Source organism: Microbacterium sp. UBA1612 (assembly GCF_002321605.1).
GTDB classification, from domain to species: domain Bacteria; phylum Actinomycetota; class Actinomycetes; order Actinomycetales; family Microbacteriaceae; genus Microbacterium; species Microbacterium luteum.
The window spans coordinates 93,345-106,662 of the sequence record NZ_DCMW01000025.1; the positions used below are offsets into that span (position 1 = coordinate 93,345).

The 13,318-nt window shown below is 70.0% G+C and carries 9 protein-coding genes; 2 read left to right on the forward strand and 7 right to left on the reverse strand.

All coding sequences use genetic code 11. The features are described 5' to 3' along the window. Positions 1-3: 3 nt before the first annotated feature. The 4 genes from dinB to gatC form a co-directional block, all read right to left on the reverse strand. Positions 4-1,269: a DNA polymerase IV gene (gene dinB, locus B3S45_RS11380; protein WP_071043268.1), complete on the reverse strand. Its 1,266-nt coding sequence runs from the start codon at positions 1,267-1,269 to the stop codon at positions 4-6. A 66-nt stretch (positions 1,270-1,335) separates the two neighbouring features. Then, a complete protein-coding gene (gene gatB / locus B3S45_RS11385) occupies positions 1,336-2,865 on the reverse strand; it encodes an Asp-tRNA(Asn)/Glu-tRNA(Gln) amidotransferase subunit GatB (RefSeq protein WP_286720699.1) in 1,530 nt (509 codons plus the stop codon). Next, positions 2,865-4,379: an Asp-tRNA(Asn)/Glu-tRNA(Gln) amidotransferase subunit GatA gene (gatA, locus tag B3S45_RS11390; RefSeq protein ID WP_071043264.1), complete on the reverse strand. Its 1,515-nt coding sequence runs from the start codon at positions 4,377-4,379 to the stop codon at positions 2,865-2,867. Before gatA ends, gatB begins: the two co-directional genes overlap by 1 nt. A gap of 11 nt (positions 4,380-4,390) precedes the next feature. Next, positions 4,391-4,690, reverse strand: a complete 300-nt coding sequence (gene gatC / locus B3S45_RS11395; protein WP_071043262.1) for an Asp-tRNA(Asn)/Glu-tRNA(Gln) amidotransferase subunit GatC — start codon at positions 4,688-4,690, stop codon at positions 4,391-4,393. Between the two features lie 64 nt (positions 4,691-4,754). Here gatC and B3S45_RS11400 point away from each other — a divergent pair, with 64 nt between their 5' ends. Then, positions 4,755-6,452 (forward strand): long-chain-fatty-acid--CoA ligase, encoded by a 1,698-nt coding sequence (locus tag B3S45_RS11400; RefSeq protein ID WP_286720701.1) that lies wholly within the window; start codon positions 4,755-4,757, stop codon positions 6,450-6,452. Between the two features lie 33 nt (positions 6,453-6,485). Here the strand turns inward: B3S45_RS11400 and ligA are convergent, their stop codons facing one another. From ligA to B3S45_RS11415, 3 genes are all read right to left on the reverse strand, one after another. Continuing rightward, positions 6,486-8,744: an NAD-dependent DNA ligase LigA gene (gene ligA, locus B3S45_RS11405; protein WP_071043259.1), complete on the reverse strand. Its 2,259-nt coding sequence runs from the start codon at positions 8,742-8,744 to the stop codon at positions 6,486-6,488. 67 nt (positions 8,745-8,811) lie between these two features. Next, positions 8,812-9,909, reverse strand: a complete 1,098-nt coding sequence (gene mnmA, locus B3S45_RS11410) for a tRNA 2-thiouridine(34) synthase MnmA (protein ID WP_286720702.1) — start codon at positions 9,907-9,909, stop codon at positions 8,812-8,814. A 62-nt stretch (positions 9,910-9,971) separates the two neighbouring features. Next, positions 9,972-11,135, reverse strand: coding sequence for a cysteine desulfurase family protein (locus B3S45_RS11415; RefSeq protein ID WP_071043256.1), 1,164 nt, complete (start codon positions 11,133-11,135; stop codon positions 9,972-9,974). A gap of 64 nt (positions 11,136-11,199) precedes the next feature. Here B3S45_RS11415 and glgX point away from each other — a divergent pair, with 64 nt between their 5' ends. Then, on the forward strand, positions 11,200-13,299 hold the full coding sequence (gene glgX, locus B3S45_RS11420) for a glycogen debranching protein GlgX (RefSeq protein ID WP_286720704.1): 2,100 nt from the start codon (positions 11,200-11,202) through the stop codon (positions 13,297-13,299). The last annotated feature ends 19 nt before the right edge of the window (positions 13,300-13,318 follow it).

The window sequence follows — 13,318 nt, forward strand, 5'->3', positions numbered from 1 at the left end:
CGATCAGTGTGCGGGCGGGTGGTCGGCCCGCGGATGCGACGGCGCGGCACCACCGGCTCTCGCGGGACCGAGAAGGGTGGCCCGTGTCACAGCGCCCTTCCCGAACTTCGCCGTCGCGCCGTCGAGCGCGTCTTCGACGCGCCGCCAGTCCTCATCGTCGTCCCAGAGCGCCAGCGCTCCGCTGCCGGACGAACGGAGCTTTTCTCCGCGGACCCCGATCAGGCGCACCGGCAGATCCCGCGCCACCGTCTCGAACAGCTCGATCGCGGTCTCCCCGATCCGCTGACCGACGGACGTCGGCTCAGCGAGAGTCTGCGATCTCGACAGGGTGGTGAAGTCGGACAGACGCACCTTCACCGCGACGACGCCGGCCTCCCACCCGTGCGATCGGAGCCGAGCCGCCACACGATCGGCGAGGCGCCGGAACTCGGAGCGGAGCACGCGCGGGTCGTCGATGTCTTCGCCGAAGGTCTCCTCGTGCCCGACGCTCTTCTCCACCCGCTCCGTCGTGACCTCGCGGGGGTCGATCCCGCGGGAGAGGTGCCACACGCGGTGGGCCATCGCGGAGCCGAGAGCGTGCTCGAGCACCGATGTGGGTGCGTCGAGAACGTCGGCGACGGTGCGCAGTCCGCGCGATTCGAGCGCTTCCGCCGCTTTCGGCCCCACGCCCCACAGCGCGCGTACCGAGCGGGCAGCGAGGAAACGCTGCGTGTCTGCCTCGGCCACGATGAGCAGCCCGTCGGGCTTGCTGATCGTCGACGCCATCTTCGCGACGTGCTTCGTGGCCGCTGCGCCGATGCTGCACGTGAGGCCGGTTTCATCGCGGACCTTCCGCCGCAGCATCCGTGCGATCTCCCCAGGTCTCCCCCAGAGTCGTCGCGCCCCGCGCACGTCGAGGAAGGCCTCGTCGATGGACAGCGGCTCGACAAGGGGCGTGACATCCCGGAAGATGTCCATCACCTGCCGCGACAGGGCGATGTAGCGCTCGAAGTGCGGCGGGACGACGGTCGCCGTCGGGCAGAGGCGCAGCGCCTGCCCCACGGGCATCGCCGAGCGCACGCCGAAGCGCCGGGCCTCGTACGACGCGCTCGAGACGACCCCGCGCCCCTCCGGCGCACCGACGATGATCGGCTTCCCGGCCAGGGAAGGGTCGTCGAGCACCTCCACCGCCGCATAGAACGCGTCCATGTCGACGTGGAGGATTCCCGCCCCCGTGTCATCCGCGCCCGCGGCGGACACGATGCGCCCCGAACCGTCCCCGCGTCCCATGCTTCTATCGTGCTCCCGGCCACCGACACGCCGCCCGCAGCCGACGCCGGTCGGCTGACCGGCTGATCACTGCGCGGCGCGCTCCAGGATGAGCTCCCGCACCCGTGCGGCGTCGGCCTGCCCCCTCATCGCCTTCATGACGGCACCGATGATCGCTCCGGCGGCCTGTACCTTGCCGTCCCGGATCTTCTCGAGCACGTCGGGCTGTGCGGCCAGGGCTTCGTCGATCGCCGCCACGAGCGCGCCGTCGTCGGAGACCACGGCAAGACCACGTGCGTCGACGATCTCCTGCGGTGTGCCCTCGCCGGCGATCATCGCCTCGAGCACCTGCCGTGCGAGCTTGTCGGTGAGGGTGCCGGCCACGACCAGCGCCTGCAGGGCCGCGACATCGGCCGGCGTGACGAGCGCTCCCGGCTCGGCACCCTGCGCGTTCGCGATGCGGCTGATCTCACCCGTCCACCACTTGCGGGCGGCAGCGGGCGCACACCCGGCGGCGACGGTCGCCTCGACCTCCGAGAGCAGTCCGCCGTTGCGGACGTCCTGGAATTCCAGGTCGGTGAACCCCCACGCGGCCTTCAGACGACGGCGATGCGCCGCCGGCGCTTCCGGAAGGGCCGCGCGAAGCTTCTCGACCAGGTCGGGCGCCGGCGCGACGGGCAGCAGATCCGGCTCGGGGAAGTAACGATAGTCGTCCGCGTCGGACTTCGGGCGCCCAGGTGACGTGGTGCCGGTGTCCTCGTGCCAGTGGCGGGTCTCCTGCACGATCGCGCCGCCATCGGCCAGGATCGCGGCCTGTCGCTGGATCTCGTAGCGCACGGCGCGCTCGACCGAGCGCATCGAGTTGACGTTCTTCGTCTCGGTTCTGGTGCCCAGCGGCGCCACCGGCTGTCCCGCTGCGGCCCGCGGCCGCAGGGAGACGTTCGCGTCGCAGCGCAGGTTGCCGCGCTCCATCCGCGCTTCCGAGATGCCCAGCGATCGCACGATGTCGCGGATCGTGGCGACGTAGGCCTTCGCGAGATCGGGCGCGCGGTGCTCCGCACCGAAGATCGGCTTGGTGACGATCTCGACCAGCGGAACGCCGGCGCGGTTGTAGTCGACCAGCGAGTATTCCGCCCCCTGGATGCGGCCCGTGGCACCGCCCATGTGGGTGAGCTTTCCGGCGTCCTCCTCCATGTGCGCACGCTCGATGGGGACCTCGACGATCGTTCCGTCCTCGAGCTCCACCTCGACTCTCCCCTCGAAGGCGATGGGTTCGTCGTACTGCGAGATCTGGTAGTTCTTCCCCAGGTCGGGATAGAAGTAGTTCTTGCGTGCGAATCGGCTCGACGGGGCGATGGAGCACCCGAGCGCCAAGCCCAGACTGATCGATGAGCGGATCGCCTGCTCGTTCACCACCGGCAGTGAACCGGGAAGCCCCATGTCCACGGGAGCCACCAGGGTGTTCGGCGCGGCGTCGTGGTTGTCGGGGTGGGCGGGATTGGGCGCACCGGAGAACATCTTGGTGCGGGTGTTCAACTCGACGTGCACCTCGAACCCGAGCACGGGCTCGAAGCGCTCGAGCGCCTCGTCGAAGTCCATCAGCTTGCTGCCGGCCATCAGCGTGCCCCTCCTCGGACAGGTGCGCGGTCCAGAAGCGGACCTCCCCATGAATCGACAAGACGAGCCTCGAGTGCGGCCCCGACACGGTACAGACGGGCGTCCTCGCGAGCGGGCGCGAGGAACTGGATGCCGACGGGCAGGCCGTCCTCCGCCGCGAGGCCGGCCGGAATCGAGATCCCCGGCACGCCGGCGAGGTTCGCCGGGATCGTCGTGACGTCGTTCAGGTACATCTGCATCGGGTCGTCGAGCTTCTCGCCGAGGCGGAACGCCGTGGTGGGCGCGGTCGGGGTGGCGATGACGTCGACTCTCTCGAAGGCGGCGTCGAAGTCGGACTGGATGAGCGTGCGCACCTTCTGCGCCGAGCCGTAGTAGGCGTCGTAGTATCCGGCAGAGAGGGCGTAGGTGCCCAGGATGATCCGCCGCTTGACCTCGTCGCCGAACCCCGCGTCGCGCGTGGCGGCCATGACGTCTTCGACCGTCGCGCCCGCGCGAGGGCTCACGCGCATGCCGAAGCGCACGGAGTCGAACTTCGCGAGATTGCTCGATGCCTCGGCGGGCAGCACGAGATAGTAGGCGGCCACGCCGTATTCGAAGTGAGGAGCGCTGATCTCGACGATATCGGCACCCGCGGCCTCCATCGCCGACAGCGACGCGCGGAATGCCGCGGTCACGCCGGGCTGGAATCCATCCTCCCCGAGCTCGCGGATCACGCCCACCCGCAGACCCCGGAGCACATCGCCGCGCGCGCCCTCTCGGGCGGCTTCGGCGAAGGACGGCCAGGAATCCGTGAGCGACGTGGAGTCGTTCGCGTCATGACCGCCGATGACATCGTGCAGGAGTCCGGCGTCGAGCACCGTTCGGGTGACAGGGCCGACCTGATCCAGGCTCGATGCCAGGGCGATCGCGCCGTATCGGCTCACGGCACCGTAGGTCGGCTTCACCCCGACCGTTCCCGTGACATGCGCCGGCTGCCGGATCGAGCCCCCGGTGTCGGAGCCGAGCGCGAGGGGCGCTTCGTAGGCGGCGACCGCGGCGGCGGAGCCGCCGCCCGACCCGCCGGGGATGCGTTCCAGGTCCCACGGGTTGCGGGTCGGCCCGTAGGCGGAGTGCTCGGTGGACGAGCCCATCGCGAACTCGTCCATGTTCGTCTTGCCGAGCGGAACCAGGCCCGCCGTACGCGAACGCGCGACGACGGTCGCGTCGTACGGCGACATGTACCCCTCGAGGATCTTCGATCCGCTCGTGGAGGGCATGTCCGTGGTCACGAGCACGTCTTTGATCGCCACCGGCACGCCGGCGAGAGCATTGAGGACCTCGCCGGACGCGCGACGACGGTCGATGTCCGCGGCGACGTCGAGTGCATGGTCGCTGACGTGCAGGAAGGCATGGATGTCGCCGTCGACGGCGGCGATGCGATCGAGGTGGGCCTGTGTCGCCTCGACGCTGGAGATCTCGCCGGCAGCGAGGCGGTCGGCGAGCGCGGCGGCGGAGAGGTTGGTGATGTCGGTCACGGATCCGTCCTCTACTGCTCTTCGCCGAGGATCGCGGTCACGCGGAAACGGCCGTCGGCGGCATCCGGAGCGTTCTGGAGCGCCTCGTCGACGGTGAGCGTGTGCCCCACCTCGTCGGCACGGAAGACGTTCAGCAGCGGGATGGGATGGCTCGTGGCGACCACATCCGGTGTCGCCACCTGCGACACCTTCGCGATGTTGTCGACGATCGCATCGAGCTGCCCGGTGAGGCGGTCGACCTCCTCGTCGTCGAGCTGGATCCTGGCGAGCACACCGAGATGGCGCACGAGATCGGGGGTGATTTCAGACACCAGACCATTGTAGGCGGGTGTCTCCGTCCGTCCCGGGGCACGCGACCCGTCTAGGCTGATGCCCGTGTCAGCGACCTACGACCCGCCGCGTCCGTGGATCCACAGCTACGCCGAAGGAGTTCCGGAGGACCTGGCGGAGGTCTCGGGCTCGCTCGTGGACATCGTCGCCGCTTCGGCGCGCACCCACCCCGATGCTCCCGCGCTGGAGTTCTTCGGGCGCACGACGAGCTATCAGGATCTGGAGGTGCAGATCTCTCGAGCCGCCGCCGGGCTGAGGGAGGTCGGGGTGACCGCGGGCGAACCGGTCGCGATCGTCCTTCCCAACTGCCCGCAGCACGTCGTGGCCTTCTACGCGATCCTGCGCCTGGGTGCGGTCGTCGTGGAGCACAATCCGCTCTACACGCCGGTCGAGCTGGAACGCCAGTTCGCCGATCACGGCGCGAAGCACGCCATCGTGTGGTCCAAGGTCGCGGCGACGGTGCAGGCGTTCTCCGACGAGGTACGCGTGGACTCCCTCGTCTCGGTGGATCTCACCACCGCGATGCCCTGGCACACCCGACTGGCGCTGCACCTGCCCATCCGAAAGGCGCGCGAGGGGCGTGAGGCGCTGACGGCACCCACCTCCGGGACCATCGCCTGGGACGACGTCGTCAGCGCCACCGCCTTGGATGCCTCGCATCCGCGACCGGAGACGGACGACCTCGCGCTCATCCAATACACCAGCGGCACGACCGGGTCACCGAAGGGCGCCCGCCTCACGCACCGGAACCTTCTCGCAAACGCGGCGCAGGCCCGAGCATGGGTTCCCACGATCACGCGCGGCGAAGGCTGCGTCGTCTACGCGGTGCTTCCGATGTTCCATGCCTACGGCCTCACGCTCTGCTTGACGTTCGCCATGTCGATGGCGGCCCGCCTGGTGCTCTTCCCTCGCTTCGATCCCGACATGGTGCTGTCGGTCACGAAGAAGCGGCCCGCGACGTTCCTCCCTCTCGTGCCGCCGATCGCACGACGCCTGCTCGCCTCGGCCGAGGAGCGGGGAGTGTCGCTGGCGGGAACCGGCATCGCGATCTCCGGCGCCATGGCGCTCTCACACGATCTGGTCGTGCCCTTCGAGGCGGCCACCGGCGGCTATCTGGTCGAGGGGTACGGCCTGTCGGAGTGCTCCCCCGTCCTGATGGCCAACCCGGTCGCCCCCCACCGCGTCCCCGGAACCGTCGGACTCCCGCTCCCCGGCACGGAGTGCCGCGTCGTGGATCCCGAGGATCCCGGCCGCGACATGCCCCCGGGAGAGGCGGGTGAGCTGATCGTGCGCGGACCGCAGGTCTTCGACGGGTACTTCCGCAAGCCGGAGGAGACCGCCGCCGTCTTCGCGGGCGACTGGTTCCGCACCGGGGATATCGTCACGATCGACGATGCCGGGTTCGTCCGGATCGTCGACCGCATCAAGGAGCTCGTGATCACGGGCGGCTTCAACGTCGCTCCGACCGAGGTCGAGAACGCGCTGCGGCGGCATCCGAGCATCGCCGATGCCGCCGTCGTCGGTCTGCCCGATGATCGTGCCGGTGAACAGGTCGTCGCGGCCGTCGTCGCCGCCGCCGGAGCCCGGATCGACCCGGAGGCGATCCGGGCCTTCGCCCGCGAGGAGCTCACGCCCTACAAGGTGCCCAAGCGCGTCGTCGTGGTCGACGAGCTGCCGACATCGTTGATCGGCAAGGTGCTGCGGCGGCAGGTGCGCGATCGACTCCTTGCGGACGACGTCTGAGCCGGGCGTCCGTCGCCGGACGGACGTCCGGAGTCAGGCCGGTTCCTCCAGCGCGGAGGGACCTTCGGTGACGAGCAGGTGGAACTGAGCGGCGTCGATCACCCGCACCCCGAGCTGCTCTGCCTTGGCGAGCTTGGACCCCGCGCCGGGACCGGCCGCGACGAAGTCGGTCTTCTTGGACACGCTCGAAGCCGCCTTGCCACCCGCGTTGACGATCGCCTCCTGCGCTCCCTCGCGCGTATAGCCCTCCAGCGTCCCCGTCGCCACCACGGTGACGCCTTCGAGCACGCCCCCCGCGACGGCCGCCGCCCCCGGTCCGGGGTGACCGGGAGTCGCCAATCGCGCGCCGGCCGCGGCCCATCGCTCGACGATGTCGCGATGCCAGTCGACATCGAACCATGCCTGCAGGGAATCCGCGATGATGCCGCCGACGCCGTCGACCGCCGCGAGCTCGTCGCGGGTCGCTGCCCGGATCGCATCGACCGATCCGAACCACTGCGCGAGGGCGCGGGCGGCGACCGGACCCACATGCCGGATGTTGAGCGCAACGAGGAAGCGCCACAGCTCCTTCGACCTCGCGCCGTCGAGATTCGCGAGCAGTGATGTCGCCGCGGCGGAGAGGATGTGCTCTTCGTCGCCGTCGAAATCGCCGCCGTCGTCGAACGCGGGATCTGTGCGTTTGCGACGCCGCCGGAACGGCGACCGTGTATCGGGGGTGCCGTCTTCGAGCAGTCGAGGGAGACCGGTCTCGGCGTCGCGCACGACCACATCGATTCCGAACAGGTCGCGCGGAGTGAGGTCGAACAGGCCCGCCTCGGTGCTCAGCGGGGGTTCCTCGGGGCGCACCGGCTGCGTGAGGGCGGCGGCGGACACCTCGCCCAGTCCTTCGATGTCGAGCGCACCGCGCGACCCGATGTGCTCGACGCGACCGCGCACCTGAGCCGGGCACGACCTGGTGTTCGGGCAGCGCAGGTCGATGTCGCCCTCCTTCGCGGGGGCGAGCGGTGAATCGCACTCCGGGCACCTCGCGGGCATCACGAACGCGCGTTCACCGCCGTCCCGCAGCTCGACGACCGGCCCCAGCACCTCGGGAATGACGTCGCCGGCCTTGCGGAGCACGACGGTGTCGCCGATGAGAACCCCCTTGGCCTTCACGACATCCTGATTGTGGAGGGTCGCCTGACGCACGACCGAGCCGGCGACCTTCGCGGGCTCGAGGACGGCGAAGGGCGTGGCGCGCCCCGTGCGTCCGACCGAGACCACGATGTCGAGCAGCTTGGTGTTCACCTGTTCCGGCGGATACTTGTAGGCGATGGCCCAGCGCGGGGCGCGGCTGGTCGCCCCGAGCTCCTCGTGCATCGCCAGGTCGTCCACCTTGACGACGATGCCGTCGATCTCGTGCTCCACGTCGTGGCGGTGCTCGCCGTAATGACGGATGAATGCGGCGGCCTCGGCCGCGCCGGGGACCACGCGGAAGTACGGGCTGACCGGAAGACCCCACGACGCCAGCAGGCCGTACACCTCGCTCTGGGACGCGACCGGCGGATTCGGCCAGGCCCCGATCCCGTGCACCGTGAGCCGCAGCCGCGACAGCCGCTCATGCATCGCCTGCAGCTGACGCTCGTTCTTGCCCTCGCGCTTCTGGCGCAGCGATCCCGACGCGGCGTTCCGCGGGTTGGCGAACAGGCGGTCGCCCTGCTCCTGCTGGAAGGCGTTCAGCGAGTCGAAGTCGGCGACTGTGAAGAAGACCTCGCCGCGCACCTCGACCAGAGGCGGATGCCCGTCTCCGTGCAGCGCAGACGGGATGCCCGCGATGCCGCGCACGTTCTCCGTCACGTCTTCGCCGACGCGACCGTCTCCACGCGTGGCGGCACTGGTCAGCCTGCCGTGCTCGTAGCGAAGCGACAGCGCGAGGCCGTCGATCTTGAGTTCGCACAGGAACGGCACCACGCGGCCGGCATCGCGCTCCACGCGTGCCGCCCATACCCGGAATTCGTCCTCGCTGAAGACGTTGTCCAGGCTCAGCATGCGCTCGGCGTGCGTGACCGGCGCGAACAGCGTGCCGGAGGCCGCGCCAACGGTGAGCGTCGGGGAATCCTGGCCCTGCAGTTCCGGGTGGAGCCGCTCGAGCTCGTCCAGGCGCTGCATCCAGCCGTCGTAGGTGGCGTCGTCGACGATCTCCGCATCGTCGCCGTAATAGGCGTCGCGCGCGGCGCCGATGCGGTCGGTGAGGTTTCTCACCTCGTCGCGCGCCTGGTCGAGAGTCAGCTCAGCTCGTTCACCTTCAGCCACCCCGTCAGTCTATGGACGCCCGCCGACACGACGGTCGGACGGGGCCGGAGCGGGATCGCGGCCACCCTCATGCGTCGACGGGAACGGCTGATTCCGTCCGGTCGATCGTGAACTGGCCGAGTACGCGCGTGCCGTCGTAGAGCACGGCCGTCTGTCCCGGGGCGACGCCGTCGAACGGCTTCTGCGGCTCGACGGTGATCACGTCGTCCTCGATCCACGCCCGCGCCGGCACCGGCTCCGCGTGAGCGCGGATCTGCACGTGACAGGAGAAGTCCGACTCCGTCGGGGCCGCGCCCGCCCACGAGCGGCGCACGCCCGCGATGCGCGCGCACGCGAGCGCCTCCTTCGGACCGACCACGACCGTGTTCGACACCGGCCTGACCTCGAGCACGAAACGGGGCTTGCCGTCGGCTGCGGGCACGCCGAGTTGAAGACCCCGACGCTGCCCCACGGTGAACGCGTGCGCCCCTTCGTGCGATCCCACGACCGCGCCGGCGCGATCGACGATGTCGCCCTTCTCCGCCCCGACCCTGTCGGCCAGCCACCCTCGGGTGTCACCGTCGGGGATGAAGCAGATGTCATGGCTGTCGGGCTTGCGGGCCACGGTCAGCCCCCGCTCTTCGGCTTCGGCCCGGACGAGCTCCTTCGAGGGCGTGTCGCCCAGGGGGAAGTACGTGTGCGCCAGCTGGTCGGCGGTGAGCACACCGAGCACATACGACTGGTCCTTCGCGGCGTCGGATGCGCGGTGCAGCTCGAGTCCGCCCTCACCCTCGACGAGCGTGGCGTAGTGCCCGGTGCACACCGCGTCGAAGCCGAGCTCGAGAGCGCGCTCGAGGAGAGCGGCGAACTTGATCTTCTCGTTGCAGCGCATGCAGGGGTTGGGCGTTCGACCGGCGCGGTACTCGGCGACGAAGTCATCGATGACGTCATCGCGGAAGCGCTCGGAGAAGTCCCACACGTAGAACGGGATGCCGAGTGAATCCGCGGCGCGACGGGCGTCCATCGCATCCTCGATCGTGCAGCAGCCGCGACTGCCGGCTCGGAGCGTGCCGCCTGCGCGCGACAGCGCCAGATGCACGCCGACGACGTTGTGACCGGCCTCGACCGCCCGGGCGGTCGCCACCGCCGAGTCGACACCGCCACTCATCGCCGCAAGGATCCTCATGCGAACCAGTCTAGGGACGGCGGACTGACCGGCGCCTGACCTCCGGTCCTCGCGCGGCCTTCTCAGCGGGCGGCGCGAGCCCGCGACACCGCTTCCGGAAGCGCCGCGGACAGCGCGTCGACGTCGTCGACGGTGCTCGTGCGACCGAGAGTGATGCGAAGCACCTGTCGCGCCGCCCGCTCGTCGAACCCCAGCGCCTGCACGACGTGGGACGGTTCGGGCACGCCCGCCTGGCACGCCGAGCCGGTGGAGACGGCGATCCCGCGTTGATCGAGCAGGAACAGCAGGGACTCGCCCCCCGCTCCCGGCAGATGCAGGTGCAGATTGCCCGGGATCCTGTCGATCGGATCTCCGAGGGGAACGACATCCGGGATGTCGCGGCGGATGGCCGTCAGCGCGCGCTCGCGCAGCGCGGAGAGGCGCCTGGCCTCCTCCTCCCGTTCGGCGACGGCGAGTTCGGCGGCCACGGCGAAGGCGGTCGCTCCGGCGACATCCTGCGTGCCCGCCCGCAGGGAGCGCTGCTGTCCGCCTCCGTGCAGCAGCGGCGTCGGCTCGGCGTGGCGCGACACCACGAGCGCGCCCACCCCCACGGGCCCTCCGATCTTGTGCGCCGACACGCTGAGTGCCACCAGCCCCGTTCCATCGCGGACATCGCCCCGCCACCGAGCGAAGTCGACGGGCACGTGCCCGAAGGCCGAGACGGCGTCGAGGTGGAGAGGCGTCCCCGCGGCGACTGCCTCCGCCGCGAGAGCCGGCGCATCGTTGACGGTGCCGACCTCGTTGTTCGCGACGAGGGCCGTGGCCAAGGCCGCACCCGGGAGGGCCGCCCCGAAGGACGCAGGCGGGATGCGCCCGAGCCGGTCGAGCTCCACCGAGCGGACACGGGCTCCGCGGCGGGCTGCCAGCCATCCCACCGTGTCGAGGGTCGCGTGATGCTCGCCGTCGGGGAGGACGATCGCATCCCCATCACCCCCGCGCGCGTCCCACAGGCCCTTGATCGCCAGGTTCACCGCTTCGGTGCCTCCCGACGTGAACACCACCTCGATCGATCCGCATCCGAGCACCGCTGCGAGCCGTTCGCGCGCTTCCTCCAGGAGGCGGCGCGCGCCCTGGCCGGCGGCGTGGATCGCAGACGCATTGCCGACGCGCGTCTGCACGTGCACCCAGGCGTCGCGCGCCTCGGGGCGCAGCGATGTGCCGGCGGCGTGATCGAGGTAGACGACCATCCCCCTCCTTCGACGGTCTCGCGTCCGAGTGCTGCTGCCTCGCGGCGTCACTACTCTAGATCGCATGTCCCCCGCGCCCTCCACCGCGCCCGCGTCGGCTCTTTCCTCGCACGCTTTCGACGATCTGGGAGTCACCCTGCACGACGGCGGCGGCACCCTCCGCGTGTGGTCCGAGGACGCGGGTGGGATCGACCTCGTGGTCTTCGATGACGCCGATCTCGACTGGAGCATCGCGGACATCCCGCTGGAACCGGTCGGCGACGGCGTGTGGAGCGTGAGCAGCGATCTGCTGCGGCCGGGTGCGCGATATGCCGTGCGCGCGGACGGCCCACGCACGCCGGGGGCCACCTTCAACCGTGGCACGCTGCTCATCGAACCGTACTCCCGGGGCCTGGCCACCGGTGACGGCTACGAGGACTGGCGGTCGGTCGTGGTGGATCGGAGCTTCGACTGGGGAGGCGTCACGAAGCCGCTCACCCCCATGGATCGCACCGTGATCTACGAGGGTCACGTGAAGGGACTCTCCAAGCGCCACCCGGGAGTGCCGCCCGCGCTGCACGGCACGTATGCAGGCCTCGCGCATCCGGCGATGATCGAGCACTTCCAGCGGCTCGGGGTGACCGCGCTGCAGCTGCTGCCCATTCATGCATTCGCCACGGAACCTCGGCTCCTGCAGCACGGGCTGGCCAACTACTGGGGCTACAACTCGCTGAACTTCTTCACTCCCCACGCCGCGTACGCGACCGAGGAGAACCGTCGCCGAGGCCCCGACGCGGTCCTGCGCGAGGTGAAGGGAATGGTGAAGCTCCTGCACGAGGCGGGCATCGAGGTCATCCTCGACGTCGTCTACAACCACACCAGCGAAGAAGGTCTCGGCGGACCCCGCACGAGCCTGCGCGGTCTGGACAACCGCCACTACTACCGGCAGCAGGACGACGGCACCTACATCGACGTCACCGGGTGCGGGAACTCGCTGAACACCGCAACGGATGCCGCCGCCCGTCTCGTGCTGGACTCGCTCCGATACTGGGCGCAGGACGTGCAGATCGACGGCTTCCGCTTCGATCTCGCCGCCACCCTGGGCCGCGACGCCGCCCACGCCTTCACCCCGGACCATCCCCTGCTGCAGGCGATCATCGCCGATCCGGCTTTGGCGGGCGTGAAGAAGATCGCCGAACCGTGGGATGTCGGAATGGGGGGCTGGCAGACCGGCAACTTCGGCGACGGCTGGCACGAATGGAACGACCGCTACCGCGATCGCGTGCGCAACTTCTGGCTGAGCGACATCGATTACGCGCGCCGGGCCGATGTCACGCCCGTCGGAGTCGGCGGCTTCGCCACGCGACTCGCGGGTTCCTCCCACACGTTCTCCGCCGAGCGCGGGCCGCTGGCGAGCGTGAACTTCGTCACCGCCCACGACGGATTCACCCTTCACGACCTCGTCTCTTACGACGTCAAGCACAATCTCGGCAACGGCGAGCAGAATCGCGACGGCGCCGACACCAATCGCTCGTTCAACCACGGTGCCGAGGGGCACACAGACGACGCGGGAATCCTCGCGACACGACGCAAGGCGATGCGGAACCTGCTCGGAACACTTCTGCTTTCGGCAGGCGTGCCGATGCTGACGGCGGGCGACGAGTTCGGACGCAGCCAGCGCGGGAACAACAACGCCTACTGCCACGATTCCCCGCTCACGTGGCTGTCGTGGGATCACGCGGGCTGGCAGGAGGACCTCCAGGCTCACGTCGCGCGCCTCATCGCACTGCGTCAGCAGAATCCGGCCCTGCGGCCTGTGCGCTACGCCAAGCGCGGGGAGCACGTTCCGTCCGCGTCGGTGATGGAGTGGTACGACGAGCACGGCGAGACGATGTCGGATGAGCGATGGAACGACTCCTCCAAGCGCACCCTCCAGTATGTCGCGGCATCGACGCCCGAGCACGAGGCCCGCAATCGCATCCTGCTCGTCGTGCACGGGTCCGAGCGTCCGGTCACGGTGACCCTCCCCGAGATCGACGACGCGCACCGCTTCGTCCGCCTGTGGTCCAGCCTCGACGAACGACCCGCGCAGGAGGCCTCCGCCCACGCGCCCGGCGACCGCATCGACCTGCCGGGGACCGCTATGGAACTGTTCCGCGTGGAGAGTGTCAACCCCCACCCCTGACCCTGTATCCCTCGACGCT

Bases quoted from the DNA above. Each gene is read 5' to 3' on its own strand.
- dinB (WP_071043268.1), bottom strand. From the start codon at position 1,269: ATGGGACGCGGGGACGGTTCGGGGCGCATCGTGTCCGCCGCGGGCGCG.
- gatB (WP_286720699.1), bottom strand. From the start codon at position 2,865: ATGGCCGGCAGCAAGCTGATGGACTTCGACGAGGCGCTCGAGCGCTTC.
- mnmA (WP_286720702.1), bottom strand. From the start codon at position 9,909: ATGAGGATCCTTGCGGCGATGAGTGGCGGTGTCGACTCGGCGGTGGCG.
- B3S45_RS11415 (WP_071043256.1), bottom strand. From the start codon at position 11,135: ATGGTCGTCTACCTCGATCACGCCGCCGGCACATCGCTGCGCCCCGAG.
- glgX (WP_286720704.1), top strand. From the start codon at position 11,200: ATGTCCCCCGCGCCCTCCACCGCGCCCGCGTCGGCTCTTTCCTCGCAC.